Origin of the sequence: Bacillus sp. BS1807G30, assembly GCF_040047675.1 — a bacterium.
Lineage (GTDB): Bacteria > Bacillota > Bacilli > Bacillales > Bacillaceae > Bacillus > Bacillus altitudinis.
Map to the genome: position 1 here is coordinate 684953 of NZ_CP157353.1, position 18958 is coordinate 703910.

Annotated in this window: 20 protein-coding genes; 11 read left to right on the forward strand and 9 right to left on the reverse strand. The window is 42.5% G+C overall.

The features are described 5' to 3' along the window. Positions 1-6: 6 nt before the first annotated feature. Positions 7-1209, reverse strand: a complete 1203-nt coding sequence (locus tag ABG082_RS03465) for an MFS transporter (RefSeq protein WP_348936541.1) — start codon at positions 1207-1209, stop codon at positions 7-9. A 146-nt stretch (positions 1210-1355) separates the two neighbouring features. On the opposite strand from ABG082_RS03465, the gene ABG082_RS03470 reads away from it, so the two are divergent. Beyond that, entirely contained in the window at positions 1356-1835 is a 480-nt protein-coding gene (locus ABG082_RS03470) for a YbaK/EbsC family protein (RefSeq protein WP_017360428.1), read from the forward strand. Positions 1836-1867: 32 nt separating this feature from the next. Here ABG082_RS03470 and ABG082_RS03475 read toward each other — a convergent pair whose 3' ends face one another. Next, positions 1868-2776: a LysR family transcriptional regulator gene (locus ABG082_RS03475; protein WP_342494557.1), complete on the reverse strand. Its 909-nt coding sequence runs from the start codon at positions 2774-2776 to the stop codon at positions 1868-1870. Between the two features lie 104 nt (positions 2777-2880). Between ABG082_RS03475 and ABG082_RS03480 the strand changes: the two genes are divergently transcribed. After that, positions 2881-4080, forward strand: coding sequence for an MFS transporter (locus tag ABG082_RS03480; protein WP_348936542.1), 1200 nt, complete (start codon positions 2881-2883; stop codon positions 4078-4080). A 63-nt stretch (positions 4081-4143) separates the two neighbouring features. Here the strand turns inward: ABG082_RS03480 and ABG082_RS03485 are convergent, their stop codons facing one another. After that, entirely contained in the window at positions 4144-5223 is a 1080-nt protein-coding gene (locus tag ABG082_RS03485; protein ID WP_048002036.1) for a DUF3900 domain-containing protein, read from the reverse strand. 200 nt (positions 5224-5423) lie between these two features. Beyond that, entirely contained in the window at positions 5424-5573 is a 150-nt protein-coding gene (locus ABG082_RS03490) for a DUF1540 domain-containing protein (RefSeq protein WP_008344201.1), read from the reverse strand. A 354-nt stretch (positions 5574-5927) separates the two neighbouring features. Between ABG082_RS03490 and rfbF the strand changes: the two genes are divergently transcribed. The 5 genes from rfbF to ABG082_RS03515 are packed head-to-tail and all read left to right on the forward strand — an operon-like array spanning position 5928 to position 10709. Then, a complete protein-coding gene (rfbF, locus tag ABG082_RS03495) occupies positions 5928-6692 on the forward strand; it encodes a glucose-1-phosphate cytidylyltransferase (RefSeq protein ID WP_058336480.1) in 765 nt (254 codons plus the stop codon). Positions 6693-6696: 4 nt separating this feature from the next. Next, positions 6697-7668 carry a GDP-mannose 4,6-dehydratase gene (locus ABG082_RS03500; RefSeq protein ID WP_348936543.1) on the forward strand — a complete coding sequence of 324 codons (972 nt, stop codon included), beginning with the start codon at positions 6697-6699 and terminating at the stop codon, positions 7666-7668. A 12-nt stretch (positions 7669-7680) separates the two neighbouring features. Beyond that, the gene (locus tag ABG082_RS03505; RefSeq protein ID WP_348936544.1) at positions 7681-8592 is read left to right on the forward strand and encodes a putative nucleotide-diphospho-sugar transferase; all 912 of its coding nucleotides are present in this window, start codon (positions 7681-7683) and stop codon (positions 8590-8592) included. Beyond that, a complete protein-coding gene (locus tag ABG082_RS03510) occupies positions 8589-9779 on the forward strand; it encodes a glycosyltransferase family 2 protein (protein WP_348936545.1) in 1191 nt (396 codons plus the stop codon). Before ABG082_RS03505 ends, ABG082_RS03510 begins: the two co-directional genes overlap by 4 nt. Then, positions 9780-10709 carry a putative nucleotide-diphospho-sugar transferase gene (locus ABG082_RS03515; protein ID WP_348936546.1) on the forward strand — a complete coding sequence of 310 codons (930 nt, stop codon included), beginning with the start codon at positions 9780-9782 and terminating at the stop codon, positions 10707-10709. A 36-nt stretch (positions 10710-10745) separates the two neighbouring features. Here the strand turns inward: ABG082_RS03515 and ABG082_RS03520 are convergent, their stop codons facing one another. Both ABG082_RS03520 and ABG082_RS03525 read right to left on the reverse strand, forming a co-directional pair. After that, entirely contained in the window at positions 10746-11984 is a 1239-nt protein-coding gene (locus ABG082_RS03520) for an MFS transporter (RefSeq protein ID WP_348936547.1), read from the reverse strand. Positions 11985-12128: 144 nt separating this feature from the next. Then, entirely contained in the window at positions 12129-14168 is a 2040-nt protein-coding gene (locus ABG082_RS03525) for a penicillin-binding transpeptidase domain-containing protein (RefSeq protein WP_348936548.1), read from the reverse strand. A gap of 231 nt (positions 14169-14399) precedes the next feature. Between ABG082_RS03525 and ABG082_RS03530 the strand changes: the two genes are divergently transcribed. Next, positions 14400-15830, forward strand: coding sequence for a DASS family sodium-coupled anion symporter (locus ABG082_RS03530; protein WP_024718600.1), 1431 nt, complete (start codon positions 14400-14402; stop codon positions 15828-15830). On the opposite strand, the gene ABG082_RS03535 is transcribed toward ABG082_RS03530, so the two are convergent. Then, positions 15762-16166: a hypothetical protein gene (locus ABG082_RS03535; protein WP_056705609.1), complete on the reverse strand. Its 405-nt coding sequence runs from the start codon at positions 16164-16166 to the stop codon at positions 15762-15764. The genes ABG082_RS03530 and ABG082_RS03535 overlap by 69 nt on opposite strands. 91 nt (positions 16167-16257) lie before the next feature. Between ABG082_RS03535 and ABG082_RS03540 the strand changes: the two genes are divergently transcribed. Then, positions 16258-16485 (forward strand): hypothetical protein, encoded by a 228-nt coding sequence (locus ABG082_RS03540; RefSeq protein ID WP_142154338.1) that lies wholly within the window; start codon positions 16258-16260, stop codon positions 16483-16485. On the opposite strand, the gene ABG082_RS03545 is transcribed toward ABG082_RS03540, so the two are convergent. After that, positions 16466-16945: an Hsp20/alpha crystallin family protein gene (locus ABG082_RS03545; protein ID WP_008344182.1), complete on the reverse strand. Its 480-nt coding sequence runs from the start codon at positions 16943-16945 to the stop codon at positions 16466-16468. The genes ABG082_RS03540 and ABG082_RS03545 overlap by 20 nt on opposite strands. A 65-nt stretch (positions 16946-17010) precedes the next feature. Here ABG082_RS03545 and ABG082_RS03550 point away from each other — a divergent pair, with 65 nt between their 5' ends. Both ABG082_RS03550 and ABG082_RS03555 read left to right on the forward strand, forming a co-directional pair. Further along, positions 17011-17268 (forward strand): hypothetical protein, encoded by a 258-nt coding sequence (locus ABG082_RS03550; protein ID WP_008344180.1) that lies wholly within the window; start codon positions 17011-17013, stop codon positions 17266-17268. A gap of 6 nt (positions 17269-17274) precedes the next feature. Continuing rightward, entirely contained in the window at positions 17275-17508 is a 234-nt protein-coding gene (locus tag ABG082_RS03555; RefSeq protein ID WP_008344178.1) for a hypothetical protein, read from the forward strand. A gap of 35 nt (positions 17509-17543) precedes the next feature. Here the strand turns inward: ABG082_RS03555 and ABG082_RS03560 are convergent, their stop codons facing one another. Next, positions 17544-18935 (reverse strand): amino acid permease, encoded by a 1392-nt coding sequence (locus ABG082_RS03560; protein WP_008344176.1) that lies wholly within the window; start codon positions 18933-18935, stop codon positions 17544-17546. Between the last annotated feature and the right edge of the window lie 23 nt (positions 18936-18958).

An 18958-nucleotide genomic window follows, 5' to 3' on the forward strand; every position in this document is an offset into this window, starting at 1 on the left:
GCTGCTTCAAACAGCTGCTCTTTTTTTCTGCATCATGAAAGCGGTGATGGCAATGCTTGAGCAGATGAGTACAAACAGTCCGCCTAACAAATACACAAATCTCGCTCCGAATGTATCCGCAATTAATCCAACAAAGAAAATAGATAAACTGACAGACATAGAAGAGAGAACATATTGAGCCGAATACACCTTTGATAACTCATGGACTGGCGTTTCCGTTTGGAGAATGGTTTGTTGCGAAACATCCCGAATTTGATAGGCAGGCCCCATCAAAATACAAAGTAGCAATGCAAGCCATGGCAGGCTGTTTAGCGAAAATAGGATCGTCAGCACTGCATAAATAAAAGAGCCCGCTGCCATAAAGAGGAGAAGTTGTTTTTGAATAAACTGACTTAGCCATGCGGCCATGAGTCCGCCTATAATGGCACCTATATAATATGCGGCATTGATATATCCCCACCATTCCGCACCTTCCTTTAAAACAAGTGTGACAAAGGCAAGCGTAACCGGTCCGACCCACAAAGCACCTGCAATATTTTCACAAACATCCATGAAAGTCAGGATGCGAACCGTTTTGTTTGTCCAAATGATCTTCCAGCCATCCTTGAACCCGTTCATTTTATTTTCTTTTTGAACCGTGTCTTCTTGCTTGAGTAGAGAAAAAACAGGGATGATCAATAGATAGGACAACACAATCATGAAACAAGAGGCCCACATTAAATAAAATGGACCAATCAACAGCACGAGCATTCCAGTAAACGAATAGCCGGCGATTTGAACAGATTGATAAAAAACGGAGGCTGTACTGTTCGCTTTCACAAGCTGATTTTCTGGCACAAGCATCGGCATGATGGCCTGTAATAATGGGCTGATGAACCCGCCTGTGATGGAAATCAAAACGAATGCACTAAACAGCCAGATCAGGTGTTGCTGAAAGAAATCAAATTGGGTCGTGAATACGACGAGCATTCCAATACGTAAAAGAGGGACCCATTTCAATAGACGCTTGGCTTGAAAGAGTTCTGTCAAAACAGGAGAGAGGAGCCCAGCCAATAGCTGACATAGTGTTCTTATGAGCGGAAATACAGCCGCATAGGCGACAGATTGTGTATCTTGATAAATAACCAATGTGACTGTCATCAAAAATAGAATATCACTTAGCATGAGAAGGCTTTTACTGCCTGTATAACACCAAAACTTATTTCCCATATCCAACCGACTCCTTTTCAAAAACAAGTTCAGTATAGCATGTTGGCGAAGTGTGCAGAGGTTTTCCATTGAAAAATACATCTTAAGGTTGAGAGGATTGTGATAAGCTAAATGAAAGAACATCGTAAGGAAAGGGGTTCAATCCATTGAAAAAATTACCAGCACATGACTTTTTGGACAAGCATGGCATCCCGTATGACATCAAAACATTTTCTGCCGACACAGAGAAGGGCGCAGCGAATGTAGCGGCAGCTCTTGGTTTTAGAGAAAGACAAATGATCAAAACATTGATCTTTGAAACAGGGGAAGGGGAGCAGCTGCTTGTGATGGTTGGTGCTGACCAGCACATCAAATCAGGGAAACTAAAGAAAGCCGCCGGCTCTCGTAATATCAAAATGGCTTCACCTGACACGGTGCTTGAAGTGACGGGCTATCGAATTGGCTCGATTCCGCCATTTTGCTGGCAGCCTGAAGGGTTCCGCACGATTATCGAAGCATCGCTATTAGAAGAAGAGATATTAGGCGTTGGAGCAGGAGAATGGGGAAATGAAATCCTCATCACACCAGAACAATTAGTGATAGCCTCAAAGGCGGTCCCATTTGATCTTGTTCAGCCATCCGAATAGAAAAAGTGCCTGTTGCTGAAGCAGGCACTTTTTTAATTGGAAGCAGGTGGTGTAAAGGGACCAATGTCTTTCATTTGCAAAAAAGCATGTACCGTCCTATTTTCCTCAAGGTCATTCGCCCGTTTGCAGACCACAACAGGTCTGATAATGTCAATTCCTTCGATATACACGCGCCCAATCTCTCCACGTTCTAAGCTTCGCTGAACAGCGTCACGAGGAACAAGGGTAATGCCATAGCCAGCTTTGATCATTTGAATGGCTTCGTGGACACCACTGAATTGTAAATCAACGGTCGGTTTTTTAATTCCTTTAGCGGTAAAAAGGGAAAAAAGCTTGTCTCTCGTCGAACTGCCTTCTTCTCGCATTAAAAAGGGTTCATGGCTTAGGCGTTCTAGGGGGACGGTTTGTCCATTTAACGGGTGATCCACAGGCACGATAAAGTCATAACTTAAATCAGTTAAGTGAGAGGTGTGAAGATCTTCGTGGTGCAGATCTTCAATTACAGCAATCGCCACATCTGATTGATATTGAAGCAGGCTTTCGATCACTTGAGCGGAGTTTCCGCTTTTTAATTCAATGTCTGTCTGTGGCGATGATGTTTTAAAAGAGGCAAGCCAATCAGGCAGCAAAAAGTTAAGTGGTACGTAGGTAGAAGCAATTCTGAGTCTTCCTTTTTTTCCGTTTTTCAGAAGGGTGATCTGATATTCCACTTCTTTTTCCGCCTCGAATACTTGCCGGGCATATGGATACAGAATTTTCCCCATCTCCGTCAGTGTAATCCCCCGGCCGTTTCGTTTGAAAAGACGAAAGCCGATCTCTCGTTCAATGCTTCGTAATTGTGCCGTCACAGCTGGCTGCGTCAAAGACAGAACGTCTGCCGTTTGAGTGACACTTTTTGTTTCGGCTACCTTTGCAAAAATACGGAGGGCATGTAAATTCATCTTTGTACCGCCTATCAATTATTTTGATGATTCAATCAAAAACATTCATTAGATTTATTATAAGTCTTCCCTTATCGTAAAGATAGCGAAGGGGGAAAAGAAAAATGGATCATCGTCAAAAGCAGGTCGTGTTTATATCACTCATCACTGCGTTTGCACTCATTGGGGATTCCATGCTGTATATTGTTCTTCCAATCTACTGGCGAGAGATTGGTTTATCGTCTATTTGGGAGGTCGGTTTACTGCTCTCGATCAACCGATTCATTCGCATCCCTTTAGCGCCAGTTGTTTGGTGGCTATATCGGTATGTGCCGATGAAGACTGGTGTATTGATTGCTATTTTGCTAGCGTCAGTGACCACGATGCTCTATGGTGTCAGTGGCTTTTGGCTGCTGCTCATATGCCGATGTGCTTGGGGATTGGCGTGGACTTTACTTCGGATGAGTGGAATGAGACTGATTGCTGAAATGGATGAAGGTGCACAAGGTCATTTGACGGGTCTTTATAATGGTCTTTACCGCCTAGGCAGCTTATTCGGAATGTTATTTGGCGGGATATTCGCCAGCTTGATCGGTTTTCAGTCCATGACGCTCGTCTTTGGGTTGCTCACATTGTTGGGTTGTATTTTTTATGTGTCTTTAGATGAGATTGAAAACGGCAAAAAGACGCAAGTGTATCAAGGCATGAAAGAGAAGTGGTTTTCACGAGGTGTTGTGAAAGTTCTTCTGACAGGAATGATGGTTGCACTGATCATACAAGGTTTATTTGCTTCAACACTGAGTCACGTGATTGAAGCAAAAACGGGGCAGCATGGCTTTGTTCTATTCGGTTATGTCATAGGCGCAGCTGCTTTAAGTGGTGGGCTTCAAGCAATCAGATGGGGATGGGAACCGTTTGTTGCTCCAAGAACAGGCCGGTGGTTTGATGGAATTGTGTTGAAGGAACGAATGTTATGCTGGATGTTTCTTTCTTTTGGAGGGCTCAGTTTTCTTGGGATCATGCTGAAGGTAAGCGGCTGGTTCCTATTGATGCTGCTTTTGATTCAACTAATGGCAACAATTGTCACAACGTTCACCGATACACTTGCCTTTCAAAAAGCTTCTGCTCAAACAGATAAGAACCGCTTTCTCGCCAGCTATTCTTTTGTTCAAGATATGGGGGCTGCTTTAGGACCTTTGTGTGGGTATACGTTGATCCAGTTTTTCGGAACAAACAGCGTCTTTTGGCTGATGCTTATCATAAGCTTAATGCTCGTCAGCATGTGGATAAGAAGCGGGCAGCATGTTTCTTCTAGTGCAGTGTAAAAAATAAAGCGTTATATAAAAAACTGCCTCATGCAGCTGATCGCAGGAGGCAGTCATATTCTCTTATTCTAAGTCTGAATCATAGGCTTTTTGCGTCAGCTGGCTGACGACCTCTTTCAAGCCATTGGGTTTATGGAATTCGACAGGTGTGCTTCCTTTTTCAAATACAATTTGATCTGCTTCAACGAGCACGACATATCGATTGTTGACCTTTGCGATATGAATCGAGTGGCCGAAGTCGGCTAAAAGTCCTTTAATTTCTGTTTCGCCTAGACGCATCTTCATCGTGATATCAGGGGTTTGTTCAACAATGTGTGAAGCCGCTAGTGTGACCTGTTCTGTATCAAGTGTTTCCCGAATCTCCCGTTTTTCACTTGCTTCCCATATTTCAAGGTCCTCTTCAAATTGTTTTAATTCTTCACTTTCATCCTGAAATGTTTCAAATACATGTTCCTGCACCATATTCATGACCTGTGATTTCATGATTTCAGGCATCGATTCCCCGTATTCGACGAATTTTAGAAAGTCTTCAAAATAACGAGCGTGTGAGGATTGATGAATTTTCACTTCGGCTTCCTCTGTCATGCCCTCTTCTGGCATAAACGGGTATTGAATCGATTTCATGTTTTTTGTTGTAATCGCCATTTCTACTTTTTTGATCAAGGTAGATGTATCAGCGATAGAAGCGACTTTCTGTTCAAAATCGCATTTCATGATAAAGACAAAAGAGTCATCGAAATACTTTTTAGGAACCGCAGATGCAACCAAAAACACGCCGCCTCTTACAGCACTTGTATCTAAATAGGTGCGAACAAACTGTTCACTGCATTCGTTAAATACTTCTTTTGTATCTGCAAATCTCGTCTGATGAAATAAATTGTAGTTTGGATTTGAATCGAGTTCATGGCCGGGTTCGACAATAAATCGGCCGATTTTAGTCGGTACTTGCTCAGACTTAGGGTGTCTGTCCACTTTTCGTTTGACGATTTTTTTAAGCTCACCGTCTAGAAAGTCTTTCAGCTCACTTTGTTCAAATTCCTCTTGGTCTAATGTTTGGTAATGTTTAAACCGTTTATTTGCTTGTTCCTCTTTGCCTTCTACTTCAACCACATAGAATGATAGGAAACGTATCGTAAAATCCACTGATTGGTCACCACTTTTTCTTCTTCGGATATGTTGAGTATAGAAAAAGGAGTGAAAATCGTCAACGAATGGAGAAATTTCGTGTCATTATTTCCCGAGAAATGTTTAGTGAAAAACGCTTGATAATAATTATCATTCTTGATAGAATGATAAAAGAAAAGAAGGAACCTGCCAGTTCCTTCATCTCAGAAAATCATGTATTATTTTGTTTCAAATGTTTCGCAATCCGTTTCAGCATTGCGAGTCACGTCAGTCATTGTGCTTTTACCAATTTTAATTGTAGAGGCTGTACAGCTGTTGTCAGCCCAAAAACGGCAAGAGTTCACTTCACAAAGTACATTTTGTGCCATGGGAATTCACCTCCGTGATTCATATTAAGAATGAAGCAAGCTGCCACTTGAGTTCATCCAATCTAGTAGTCTCTTTATCGAAAGAGGCTGTTTGTGCTGTTTATGCACATGTTTATCATACCATCTACCCTGAAAATATACAATTTAAACTTTGAAAGAGCGAGAATGCAAATCTCGCTCTTTTTTGTTTGTAAAAATAGTTAAATGCTAGGTGGCACCCTCTCTTATTCCGACATATGAATAGAGTAGATTCAAAACCTGATGTCGGACAAAGTATAAGGGTACATGTACTGATTTTCCGCATGAAGATAGGGTTTTCAATCAAAAATTTTCATAGAGAGATGAGGGGAGAAGATGAAAGCAGTCATTCTCTGCGGAGGAAAGGGAACGAGAATGAGTGAGGTCACACAAGCGCTTCCTAAACCACTTGCTATGATCGGAGACCGGCCTATTCTATGGCATATTATGAAAATCTATCAGTATTACGGTGTAGACGAGTTTATCTTATTACTTGGATATAAAGGAGAGAAAATCAAAGAGTATTTTCTCAACTACGACTGGCGACATCACAGCATGCAGCTGGATATGTCGACAGGGGAAATGAAGCTTTTAGGGAAGTCGGAGAATTGGAAAATCACCTTTTTAGATACGGGTGAGGATACGATGACAGGCGGGCGGTTAAAGCAGGTACAGGATTATATTGGTGATGAGACATTTATGATGACGTACGGTGACGGACTTGCCAATATCAATATGTTTCATTTGCTCAAGCGCCATCAAGAGCTTGGAGCAGCTGCCACTGTCACAGGAATTGAAAAGAAATCACAGTACGGCACGCTGAAGGTGTATAACGGGATGGCACAATCCTTCTCTGAGAAGACAGACAGTATCGGGATGATCAACGGAGGATTTTTTGTGTTGTCTCCAAAGGTTTTTGATTATTTAACTGATGATGATCAATGCGTCTTTGAAGCAGAGCCTCTTCAAAATCTGGCGAATGATGGAGAGCTTGCAGTCTATGAGCACCACGGATTTTGGACAGCAATTGATACGTATAAAAACTTGAAAGAAATCAACGGCATGTGGACTGAAGGAAAACAACCATGGAAGGTTTGGTGACAGCATGAGCGGGTTTTGGAAGGGAAAAAACGTATTTGTGACTGGGTGTACGGGATTGTTAGGGAGTTACCTCGTCAAGGAATTGATAGATCAAGGAGCAAACGTAACAGGGCTTGTACGTGATCAAGTGCCAAGATCGAACTTATATCAAGGCAGTCAATTTGAAAAGATGAATGTCGTCCAAGGCGCACTGGAGGACATGCAGACGATAGAACGTGCGTTAGGAGAATATGAGATTGATACGGTCTTTCATTTGGCTGCCCAAGCGATTGTTGGGGTCGCAAATCGGCACCCGGTCTCTACATTTGAAGCCAATATTTTAGGGACATGGAATGTGCTGGAGGCGTGCAGAAGGCAGCCGCTCATCAAACGAGTGATTGTGGCATCGAGTGATAAAGCATACGGGGATCAAGAGCAGCTTCCTTATGATGAAGACATGCCGCTTAACGGCAAGCATCCATATGATGTGTCAAAAAGCTGTGCAGATTTAATTTCTCACACGTACTACAACACATATGGTCTTCCGGTTTGTATTACGCGCTGCGGTAATTTATACGGAGGCGGAGATTTGAATTTTAACCGAATCATTCCGCAAACCATCCAGCTGGTATTAGAGGGAAAGGCGCCAGAAATTAGAAGTGACGGTACCTTTATCCGTGATTATTTCTATATTGAAGATGCGGTCAAGGCTTATTTACTGCTAGCTGAAAAAATGGAGGAAAAAGGGCTTGCAGGAGAAGCCTTTAACTTTAGTAATGAAATTCAGCTGACTGTGCTTGAGCTCGTTGATAAAATCTTAAAGGCGATGGGCAGTGAACTGAAGCCGTGTATTTTGAATCAAGGAACGCATGAGATTAAGCATCAATATTTATCAGCAGAAAAGGCGAGAAAGCTGCTTGATTGGAAGCCTGATTACTCCATTGATGAAGGGTTAGAAAAGACAATTGAATGGTACCGCGAATTCTTTCAAAAATAGAGGTGTAAACAGATGAACAGCATATATTGTACGGTTCTATCAAGTGGAAGACTTTATCAAGCCATTGCGTTTTTCTTATCGTTGAAGCAAGTAGAAGATGATGCTGTCATCAAGACGTTATGTATGGATGATGCTGCATTTGATTTGCTTCATCAAATGAATTTCCCGCATGTCGATCTTGTTCATGTACGTGATCTTGAAACGCCAGAGCTGTTAGAGATCAAAAAGGAACGAAATGATTCGGAATATTGCTGGACATTAAAACCGATTTGGATTGAGTGGCTATTTAAGCAGGACCAGGCGGAGGAAGTGACGTATCTTGATGCGGATTTGTTCTTTTATGAGCGTCCACAAGTGATTTTTCAAAATCAGCCTGATGCGTCTGTGCTGCTATCAAGAGGGGATATTGTCATTCCAAGCTTTGATCCAGAGGAAGTGAAGATGCTTCAGAAGCTTTTAGGGCGCTATAATTCAGGATTCCTCCATTTTAAAGGAGATGAAGCCGGCCGGAAGTGCCTTAGCTGGTGGAAAGAAGAATGTCTAAAGGAATGCAAAAATGCGCCTGGAGAAGGAAAATTTGGCGATCAAGGGTATTTGGATCATATGCCGATGCTGTTTGAAAAAGTAGAAGATATTCAAACAAAGGGTGTGAATATTGGTCACTGGAATTATGGCCAGCATTCTTATCAGGAAGAGAATGGACGTATTTTGCTTGAGGATGGGAGCCCGCTTATTTGTTATCATTTCAGCGGATTTCGGATCTTAAGCAAAGATGATATGCAGCAAATCCATGAAAAAGGAAGAGATGACTTGCCATTTTTCCAAGAAGCCTATCGGGAAGTGCTGCGTCATGTGATTGAATCGGTAGAACAAGTCAATCCGATGTTTAACGGCTATGCCAAACTGGAGGAGGATGGCGCATGAATGAAAAGCCGAAGGTCAGCGTCATTATTCCGAGTTATAATGCGAAAGAGCGTTTAGAAGGGAGCCTCTTTTCCTTAACGCTTCAGGAAACCGATATTCCATTTGAGGTCATTGTTGCTGATAATGGGTCAACGGACGGCACGATGGAAATGCTCGAAAACATTGAGGTGAACTTTCCATTCAAAAAGGTGCGTATTCCTGTCAATCAAGGAATTGCCAAGGGGCGCAATCATGCCATTCGTGAGGCAGAGGGAGACCTCTTAATATTTCATGACAGCGATATGTTGGCAGAGCCCCAATTTATTCAAAAGCATGCGGAGGCACATGATGATCATGAGGACCGTGTCATTTGCGGTGTTTGCTGGAAGCGAATCTATCGTTATTTTTACACTGGTTTTGATAAAGATCATGTGAATCGATTAAAAAAACAAGGGCTGTATCAGCGGAAAATGAAAGATAAAACGCCTCTTGTGTCGATGGAGGAAATAAAAAACGGCGCATTTCTAGAGAGAAGCTTCGACTTGCAGTCCGAATTTATTGATATCCTGAAAGACATTTTAAACACGTACGACTATGATTTAAGTTCTTATCAATTGCCGTGGCGATTTTTTATCACAAATAACTCTTCCGTCAAGCGAAAGCATGTCATGGAACTAGGGATGTTTGATGAAAAAATCGTTCGATACGGGTTTGAGGATTATGATTTAGGCATTCGTCTGCATCAGCTTGGTCTCTCGTTTGAGCTGCGTGAGGATATTTTGAGTGTGCATCAGGAACATCCAAGTAATTTAACGTCATTCGATGACATCAAATATAACATTTTGTATATGTGCGAGAAGTACAACAATATTGATTCGATTGATGTTCATTTGGCTTTCTCTGGACCATTTTCTCATACCGTGACAAACGATATCGTGAAAGACATTCGCCAGCTGCGTAAGAATGCAGCATATGATGATCTGCTCGCTTATTTTTTGGAGCTGCTTCATATGATCACAGAGCGGAATGTGGGCATTAAACGTGATCAAAAGGACGTGCTGACGGCAAAGCATTTCCCTTTGAAAAAGCTGTCAGAGGCGGTCCAGCGTGCCAAGCAGGAACATGGATGCACGGTGCTGGCAGAAGCCATCCAAGGGCTCACAAAAGAGCTGCTGCATGTTGACTTGTTTCAAGTGGATGTGTTGTAGATGGCATCCTATCATTTCACAACCATTGTGTCGAATACCCATGTATTTAAGCTGCTGGCGCTGATTCATTCACTTGAGCAAACGGCTCAATCATACAAACTTTCTGTCTTATGTGCTGATCCTTTGGCTTACAAGGTGTTAAGTCAGTTTCCTCATCCACATGTCCAATATGAACAGCTTGAAGATGTGGAAGATGATTCGCTGCGAAAAGCAAAGGCGGATCGTACGTTCCACGAGTATTGCTGGACGCTTAAGCCTGCGTTTCTACTCAAAATTCTTGAGTCCTCTGATGCAGATTATCTCGCTCATTTGGATACGGATTTGTATTTTTATCATGATCCAGAGGCGATATTTGCAGAAAATCCACTCGCTCATGTATTTTTGACAGATCATATGAATTCCAAGCGATTCTATCACTTTTATGAATTATCCGGACGTTTTAATACTGGCTTTGTAGGCTGTCGAAACACAGATGTGGCCAAACGGGCTGTGACGCAGTGGAAAGAGAACTGCATTGCGCACTGTACAGTAGAAATGGATACGGAAAAAAAGACATATGGTGATCAGCGGTATGTTGAAAGATGGGTCGATGATTTTGAGGGTGTCCATGTGGTGGCATCTAAAGGTGCCAATGCAGCGATTTGGAATATTGAAAACTATAAGCTCTCCGTTGTGAAAGGAGATATGTATCTCGATGAATGTCCACTGCTGTTCTATCATTTTTCTGCCTTTACGATCATTGATGAAAAGAACTTTAATCTGAATTGGTATTACTATATGACAGATCAAAAGCTGGTGAATCACTTGTATATTCCGTATGCGGATTTGGTTCACAAAAAAATCAAACAGGTGCAGGAAATCTTTCCTGATTTTCAGCAAGGATTTATTGCGAAGAAACATGTTCCCGACACGCATTTTTATGAGATATGAAAAAAACCGCTCAGTAAATGAGCGGTTTTTTTCCTTTTATGATTCATTCCATTTCGCTATGGTCTGATCGCTTGGCAGTAAGAAGGCTAGGATGCCTAATATCGGTAAAAAGGCGACACCGATCATGGTAGGCGTTAAACCGACTGCATCAATTAATGAGCCGAGGGCAACGGATCCAATCGCTCCCATACCAAACGCAAGTCCAACAGTTAAACCAGACATTGTGCCAATTTTCCCGGGAAATAGTTCTTGGGCATAGACCACGGTGACAGAGAAGCTTGAAGTCAGAATGATCCCAATAAGTCCAAGTAAAACATAAGCAACAACTGGTCCGGCAAATGGGAGAAGCAGGGCAAGCGGAAAGGATGCTAATAAAGAAATTAAAATGACGGTTTTCTTGCCGAAGCGGTCTGCAAGCGGCCCGCCTAAAAATGTCCCAATCGCACCCAATATAAGAAATAAGAAAATATAAGTTTGTGATTCTTTAATCGTCAAACCATATTGTTCAATCGCATAAAACGCATAGAAATTCGAGATCGCATTTCCATACCAAGAACGTGCGAAAATAAGAAAGACGATAATGCCAAGTGCTGTGAGCGCTGATTTGCGGTGAAGTTCAGATCTTGCTGCTTTTGCAGGCGCTTTTTTCGCTTGTGCTCGAATGGTTTGAAGTCTTCCTGCGTACCATCTTGAAATATAAAGAAGGAAACCGACAGCAATCATTCCAACAATCGTAAACCAAGCCACACCTGGCTGACCGAGAGGGACGAGCATGAATGCAGCGATTAGTGGAGCAAAGGCTTGACCTGTATTTCCACCGACTTGATAGATGGATTGAGCAAGACCCCGTCTAGGACCAGCTGCCATGTTGGCAACCCGTGAGCCTTCTGGATGGAAAATCGCAGAGCCAAGTCCAATAAAGACGACGCACAGCAGGATGGTCGCAAATGATGGCGCAAACGCAAGGCCGAAAATGCCGACAGCACTTGAAAATAATGCGATAGGCAGTGCATAGGGCATCGGCCGTTTATCTGTGTACCACCCGATCGCAGGCTGCATGACAGAGGAGACCATATTTAATGTAAAGGCGATCAGCCCTAATTGAGTAAAGGTCAGCCCCATTGAGCGTTCTAAAATAGGGAACATGGCAGGAATCACGGCTTGCAATGTGTCGTTAAGCATATGGCAAATACCAATAATCAATAAAATAGGATAAACCGTTGAGCCGGTGACCGCTTTTTGAGGTTTATTCTTTGTTTGAGCAGCAAGAGCCAATGAGACTTCCTCCTTTCATTCAACTTGTTTCTTTTTTCATTCTCCTCATTTTATTCATAAGGTGAACTATAAAACAATAGCAAATTGTCATGATTTAGAAAAAAAGAGACACATGCGCTTGATGGAGCGTGTGTCTCTAAAGGGTTATTTATAGAAAGAAGCGATGACAGGTTTCATTTTTTGAATGACAAGTCCACTGCCTCCACGGTTTTTTACACCTTCAATCATGCCGACGAGGACGTAATCTTCTTTTTTAGGATTAAACGCAAGTAAAAATCCATTTTCAGTACCGTCTGTCGCACCTTGTTTGCTCTTTAGTTCCGCTGTTCCCGTTTTAGCGGCTATATCAGCCCCTTTTATTTGCAACGAGTGAGCGGTTCCGTTTGAATTGGTGACGACTTGAGTGAGTGCGTCCTTCACCGTATTTGCTGTATCTTCTTTGATGATCTGTTTTGGTGATGCTGTTTTTTCATCCTGAATGACTCGAGGGTACACAAGCTTTCCTCCTGTTGCAAATGGAGAATAGGCATGTACTTGTTCAATTGGTGACATGAGTAATTCTCCTTGGCCGTATGCTGAGTCGGCAAGTAAGATGTCTGATTTGATTCCGTCGTTAGACACTTGTGCGGGTTTCATTGTAAACGGCATGTTTAAATCATCACCAAATCCAAATGTTTTCACTTTTTTCTCGTAAGTATCTTTGCCGATTTCAAGGGCTTCCTGTCCAAAATAAATATTATCTGAGTACACGAGGGCATCGACCATATTGACTTGTTCTTTGTCATGAACCCGTGTAATGCGATAATTTCCCCATGATTGATCCTTTTGCCATTTCAGTCCATGAATGGTGCGCACTTTATTAGGCTTTGTGACACCTGTTTCCAGTCCAATCGCTGCTGTAATGGTTTTGAATGTAGATCCTGGTGCATATCTGCTCGCATATCGAGCTTGGAATGGGAGATCAGGATTTTCACTGTATGCTTGATATTGTTTAGGCGTGATCCCGTTGGTCATTAAATTGACATCGTAAGAAGGGGTGCTGACAAGCGCTAATAAATCACCTGATGATGGATTCATAATGGTGACAGCCCCTTTTTCACCTTTCAGCTGTTGATAGGCTTTTTTCTGTAAAGATGCATCAATGGTCAGTTTGACGGTTTTTCCGTCTTTTCGGTCTGTTTTTTGTAATGTTTCTTCAATACCTGTTTCATCATGGATAATGAGGATGCTTCCGCCATCTTGTCCTCTTAAGTTCTTGTCAAATGTGAATTCAAGGCCGGTTTTGCCGATGATTTGATCCGCCTTTAAAGATGGATTTCTTTTGATATCATCCGCATTTGCTTTTCCGACATAGCCTGTCAGATGAGCAGCGGCTTCGTTATATGGATAGTAGCGCATTTCCTTCGTTTGATAGGTGACGCCATTTATGTCTTTTGGAATCGGCTTTTGCTCTAACATAGACTTTAGCGGGACAAATGTGTCATCTGTGACCCATGCTTGTTTCAGCTGATTTTGAATCAGCTCTTCATCTATATCAAAAGCGCTGCTGATTTTTTTGATGTTGCTTTCTTTTTCCTTGCCTGTCCCGAGCTTTCCAGGGATGATGCCAAGTGCGTGTCCACCAGTTGTTTCGGCTAACGTGCGCCCTTTTCGATCTACAATATTTCCGCGTACCGCAGGATCCGTTGTCACTTTGATGGTGTCACCCTTTTCCATTTGCGGGAAGATGAGATTTGGTTTCCAATCTACTTTCCACTTGTTATCCTCTTCGGAGAGAACGCCCTTGTAAGAGAGTTTGTTCAGTTTTCCAAGTGACGTTTTCATCGTGACTTCATAGGTGAATTGATACCCATTTCCTTTATCCTGTTTTTCTACGTTGACGTTTGAGACGTTTAGATCATTCGCACCGATGCCGCTAAAGATATGATCGTATTTTTCGGCAAGTTGTTTTTTAGAAAAGTCATTGGCTTTCAGAGAGCCGCTTGTGACCTCATCTGCCAGTTTCGTGAATTCTTTTTTCTCCAGATGTTTCGTAAAGGATTCAGCGGCTTTCAGCGCCTCCTTTTCTTTTGAGAAAAGCGTATCTTTTAAGAAAAAGAGAGCAGCAGCAATCGCGATGATGCTAAGAAGGGGAATGATGACTTTTTTCTGTTTCCAAAATGATTTTCGTTGATCTGTATACAATGAAAACACCTCAATTTTTGATTAGATCCTCTATAGTTTACAGTTACTGTGTAGGATTTGTATAGTTTCTCCTATGAAAATAGACCAAGACATGAAGTGGAAATATGAATCAAGACACAGCTGCTGCTTAAGGATCTCTTCATTTTTTCTTATGATTTAAAGGATTTTTTATGTGATCATCGAATGTGAAAAATTAGAAAAAATTAAAAGCGTTCTCATGGAGGAGGAATTGTGATCGTTTATAAAAAAGTGAATCTGACTGGACTTGTTCTTGGACCGATCTTCTTTTTGCTTATTTTTTTGCTCATTCCAGAAAGTGAATTGACCTATGCACCAAGAGTCGTACTGGGCGTTACGGCTTGGACTGCGACATGGTGGGTCACAGAAGCTTTGCCTATACCGGCTACCTCTTTATTGCCCATCATCCTTTTGCCAACACTTGGCGGGCTATCGATGGAGCAAACATCAAGAGCTTATGGAGACCCGATTGTTTTTATGTACATGGGCGGATTTATGATTGCCATCGCCATTGAAAAATGGAATTTACATAGAAGAATGGCCTTACATATTTTAAACATCATTGGTACAAGAAGTGACCGCATTGTATTAGGGGTTATGATGGCAACGGCTTTTCTATCTATGTGGATTTCAAACGCAGCCACAGCACTGATGATGCTGCCGGTGGCACTGGCTGTGATTAAAGAGGTGAAGGCGAACGATATTTTGTCTGGTGCATCTCTTGACCGATTCAGTAAAAGCATCCTATTATCGGTCGCTTATTCAGCCTCTATTGGCGGACTGGCGACACTCGTTGGGTCTGTGCCAAATGCTGTTTTTGCGGCGATGTCAAAAAAGCTGTTAGATCGAGAAATTATGTTTTTTGAATGGTTTTTGTTTGGTTTTCCGGTGGCGGCTGTTCTGCTTATTCTCTTATTTCTGTATTTGACCAAGATACAGTTCAAGGTAGAGCACACAGGGGAAATGGGAGCAGCGTTTATACGGAAGGGTTTAGAGGATTTAGGCAAAATGAAACAAGAAGAAAAATGGGTTTTTGCTATTTTTCTTATGACGGCTTTTTTATGGATCTTTAAAATCTTTTTGTTTGGCGGGCTTCCTGTCTCGGATACGTCGATCGCAATCTTTGGGGCGATGCTGTTATTTCTCATTCCAGCGACAAATGGAGAGAGAATACTAGAATGGCAGGATATGAAGCAGTTGCCGTGGGGGCTTTTGCTTTTGTTTGGAGGCGGGCTTTCGCTCGCTACAGGATTTGCGGAAACGAATCTAACAGGATGGATCGGGGAAAATTTACAGCATTTAAATGGGCTGTCTTACCTCATGCTGCTAATTATTTTAACGGCTTCTATTTTATTTATGACCGAAATTATGTCTAATACAGCAGTTGCGAACATGATCATTCCGATTACAGTAGGGCTTGGACTTGCAATTGGCATGGAGCCGTACGGCTTAATGGCTGCGGCTGCGTTAGCATCTTCATGTGCGTTTATGTTGCCAATCTCCACACCACCAAATGCTGCTGTCTTTAGTGCGGACGTGCTGAAAATATCTGATATGGTCAAGGCTGGCTTTTGGCTAAATGTGATCAGTATTGTAGCGATTGTGCTTGCGGTTTATTTCTGGCTTCCGGTCGTGCTGAGATGAAGACTTTGATCGAATGGAGACTTTTGGTGTTTTTGTTTCTTTTGGCTTCGGTACTGAAGCTGCCTTTTTGAGGTGCGGGTCCTTTGGCGTGTAATAGGTGGCCCCAATGTTGAGTCTGCCTTTAAGCTGATCAATGGAAAGCTCACCAAACTCTAAATGGTAGTCAATTTTGTCCACATGCAGTGATTCAATGTGAATGTGCGTATCCTCAGAGACAGGCGGAGCAGGTGCAGACATTTTTTGCTCAAGAGCGGTGAGTCTTTTTTCCAGCTCGACGACAGATGGGGATGGACTGGCTTCGGTTTTTTTAAAGAGTGATTGAATGAAATGTTTCAAGTGGACCACAACCTTTTCTTTCGCCTTGCTCTAGTCTATGGAAAAGCTGCCCGGTATATACTTATAGAGATACATGAAAGGGGAGAAGTGCATGCTGCCTACACGCATTCAGATTACCCATATGAAAACGAATACGATTGGTACAGGGTCCTCGATGACATTCGGTTCAACGATCGTACGAAATCACTGCTCGACGATCAAAAGAAACAATGGTTTTGGTGAACAAAATGCCGATAGCGTGATCACGATCTTGCCGATTGAAACGATTGATGATCGTGATCTAATAGACGCAGTCAGTATCAATATTCGTCATCTATGATAATCGCAGTTGCTTTTCCTTCATCTTTTTGCAGACGAATGTATAGCACGCCGTCTTTAAAGGCCGCATTCATTTGACCAAGAATCATATCTGGGAGCCGAATTTTTCTTTCAAACGGACCATACTTTCCTTGTTTTTGGCGAAAATCCTGTTCGTTAAAAAAGGAAAAACGCTGTCCTTTTACAACCAAATATTCACCATATGACAGCACCTGAACATCTTCCTTCCGGTAGCCAGGCAGATAAATTAAGTACTGAAATTCAGTAGGGGTTTCCACAATGTCGACTGGTGGAAACGATGCATCTGTTCCTCGCTGATCTTGCTGCGAGAATGTAAATGGAGACGGACCATTTGCCATAAAGGGAGATCTTTGCTCATCATCGAATATCATTTTCCAAAAATCATCTCCATGCATTTGCTGGGCAATGTCCATCCACTGCTTCATTTTTTCGAAGTCCATGTGAAGACCTCCTGTTAACATACTTGATGGGTGCTCGCATATACCTATAAAAAGGAGGTTTATCTGTGGTTCAACCAACTCCGTATATCAATATTAATATTTTCATGTTAAAAATTAATTCCTTTGAAAATGCGTCGGCGGTGAATGTCGGACAAAATTTGTTAGCAGAGTGGCAAAACTCAGATAAAAAAAATCAGGGGTACGGACAGAATTTTGGAGATGCTAGCGGTTTTGTCGGAACAAAGAGCCATGTAGATGATCGAGATCAAGTGGACTCACCTGCCTCTTTTTCGCCAGCAGCTAAACCTATTCCAAGGAAGTGATGTGTGATGTTATTCTCACCCTCAGTCGTCAATGTCGGTGCTTTTAAAATCAATGCAATGGATCGGGGGGCATCACTGACGCTAGGACCTTATCAGCAGATCGATTATTTTCTCTCGATGAAATTGAACCAGGGTTTTGGTGAGGACAATGGAGATTGTTCACCGCTTGTCATTCCAATTTCAAGCGTATTAGATCCAGATATGGTGGACTCGAATTCAGTGAAAAACAGTGTGATTTAAACAAAAAAGAGACCGGGATTCCCCGTGTCTCTTTTCTATTGTGTTTGATTCAGATGGCTTTTGCGTCTTGCATAGGTAAAATACACAACGACACCAATGGCTACCCAGATGAGGAAGGCTCGCCATGTCTCCCATTTCAGTGTGGCAGCCAATATCATACAAATGACCGCACTAATGATGGGAAGGACAGGGACAAAGGGTACTTTAAACGCTGTCTTCATATTCGGATGTTTTTTCCGGAGTATGATCACAGCGATCGAGATCACCGTAAAGGCCGCAAGTGTACCGATGCTGACTAAATTAGCAAGTGTTGATAAGTTGACGAATCCAACGATACATGCCGCAACAGCGCCTGTCAGCCAAGTGTTGGCAACCGGTGTCTTCGATTTTGGATGAACGTTTGAAAAGATTTTCGGCATGAGTCCATCTCGGCTCATAGCAAAGGTTAAACGCACCTGAGCGTAGACAAGTGCAATTAACACGGTCGTAATCCCGATAATAGCACCTGCCGATATAATACCAGCGACACTATTCAGGCCAACCACTTGAAGCGCAAAAGCGACAGGGTCACTGACATTCAGTTTCGTGTAGTGAACCATGCCTGTTAAGACAAATGAAACCCCGATGTATAAAATCGTACAAACGCCGAGCGCACCGATGATTCCAATTGGCATCGCTTTTTGCGGATTTTTGACTTCTTCTGATGCATTAGCGATTGCATCAAATCCAAGGTAAGCAAAAAAGACAGTTGCCGCTCCAGCAATCACGCCATGGAAGCCCATTGGCATAAAAGGTGTCCAATTTTCAGGTTTAACGTAAGCAAAGCCTGAAATGATAAAGAGGAGGACAATGGCAATTTTGATGAGCACAATGATGTTATTCAGCTTTGTGCTCTCTTTTACGCCTCTTGAGACAATAAAGGTAATGAGTAAAATAATGAGTGCGCCTGGCAGGTTAAAGATGGCCCCATCAGCGGCTCCGGGTGCAGCCGATAAAGCCTTCGGTATGTGCAGACCAAATCCACTGAGCAGTGATTGAAAATAGGATGACCATCCGCTTGCCACAGCAGAGAGCGCAACAACATATTCAAGCATTAAATCCCAGCCCATTAAAAAGGCGAGGAATTCTCCAAGTGTTGCGTAAGAATACGTATAGACACTTCCTGACACTGGAATGGACGAGGAAAATTCAGCGTAGCAAAAAGCAGCAAGGGCGCATGCGATCGCAGCCAAAATAAAAGATATAATAATCGCAGGTCCCGCATCTTTCGCAGCCGCAACCCCCGTTATCACAAAAATTCCAGTCCCGACCACACAGCCAATGCCAAGCAAGATTAAATCAAATGTATTCAAAGAACGGCTCAGCCGCTTCGTTTGACTTTCAAGCATGAGCTGATCGAGAGACTTTTTTCTAAATAAAGAACTCATGTTGACCTCCTAATGGATAAATC

Bases quoted from the DNA above. Each gene is read 5' to 3' on its own strand.
- ABG082_RS03465 (WP_348936541.1), bottom strand. From the start codon at position 1,209: ATGGGAAATAAGTTTTGGTGTTATACAGGCAGTAAAAGCCTTCTCATG.
- ABG082_RS03475 (WP_342494557.1), bottom strand. From the start codon at position 2,776: ATGAATTTACATGCCCTCCGTATTTTTGCAAAGGTAGCCGAAACAAAA.
- ABG082_RS03480 (WP_348936542.1), top strand. From the start codon at position 2,881: ATGGATCATCGTCAAAAGCAGGTCGTGTTTATATCACTCATCACTGCG.
- ABG082_RS03490 (WP_008344201.1), bottom strand. From the start codon at position 5,573: ATGGCACAAAATGTACTTTGTGAAGTGAACTCTTGCCGTTTTTGGGCT.
- rfbF (WP_058336480.1), top strand. From the start codon at position 5,928: ATGAAAGCAGTCATTCTCTGCGGAGGAAAGGGAACGAGAATGAGTGAG.
- ABG082_RS03500 (WP_348936543.1), top strand. From the start codon at position 6,697: ATGAGCGGGTTTTGGAAGGGAAAAAACGTATTTGTGACTGGGTGTACG.
- ABG082_RS03505 (WP_348936544.1), top strand. From the start codon at position 7,681: ATGAACAGCATATATTGTACGGTTCTATCAAGTGGAAGACTTTATCAA.
- ABG082_RS03510 (WP_348936545.1), top strand. From the start codon at position 8,589: ATGAATGAAAAGCCGAAGGTCAGCGTCATTATTCCGAGTTATAATGCG.
- ABG082_RS03515 (WP_348936546.1), top strand. From the start codon at position 9,780: ATGGCATCCTATCATTTCACAACCATTGTGTCGAATACCCATGTATTT.
- ABG082_RS03540 (WP_142154338.1), top strand. From the start codon at position 16,258: ATGCTGCCTACACGCATTCAGATTACCCATATGAAAACGAATACGATT.
- ABG082_RS03545 (WP_008344182.1), bottom strand. From the start codon at position 16,945: ATGGACTTCGAAAAAATGAAGCAGTGGATGGACATTGCCCAGCAAATG.
- ABG082_RS03555 (WP_008344178.1), top strand. From the start codon at position 17,275: ATGTTATTCTCACCCTCAGTCGTCAATGTCGGTGCTTTTAAAATCAAT.
- ABG082_RS03560 (WP_008344176.1), bottom strand. From the start codon at position 18,935: ATGAGTTCTTTATTTAGAAAAAAGTCTCTCGATCAGCTCATGCTTGAA.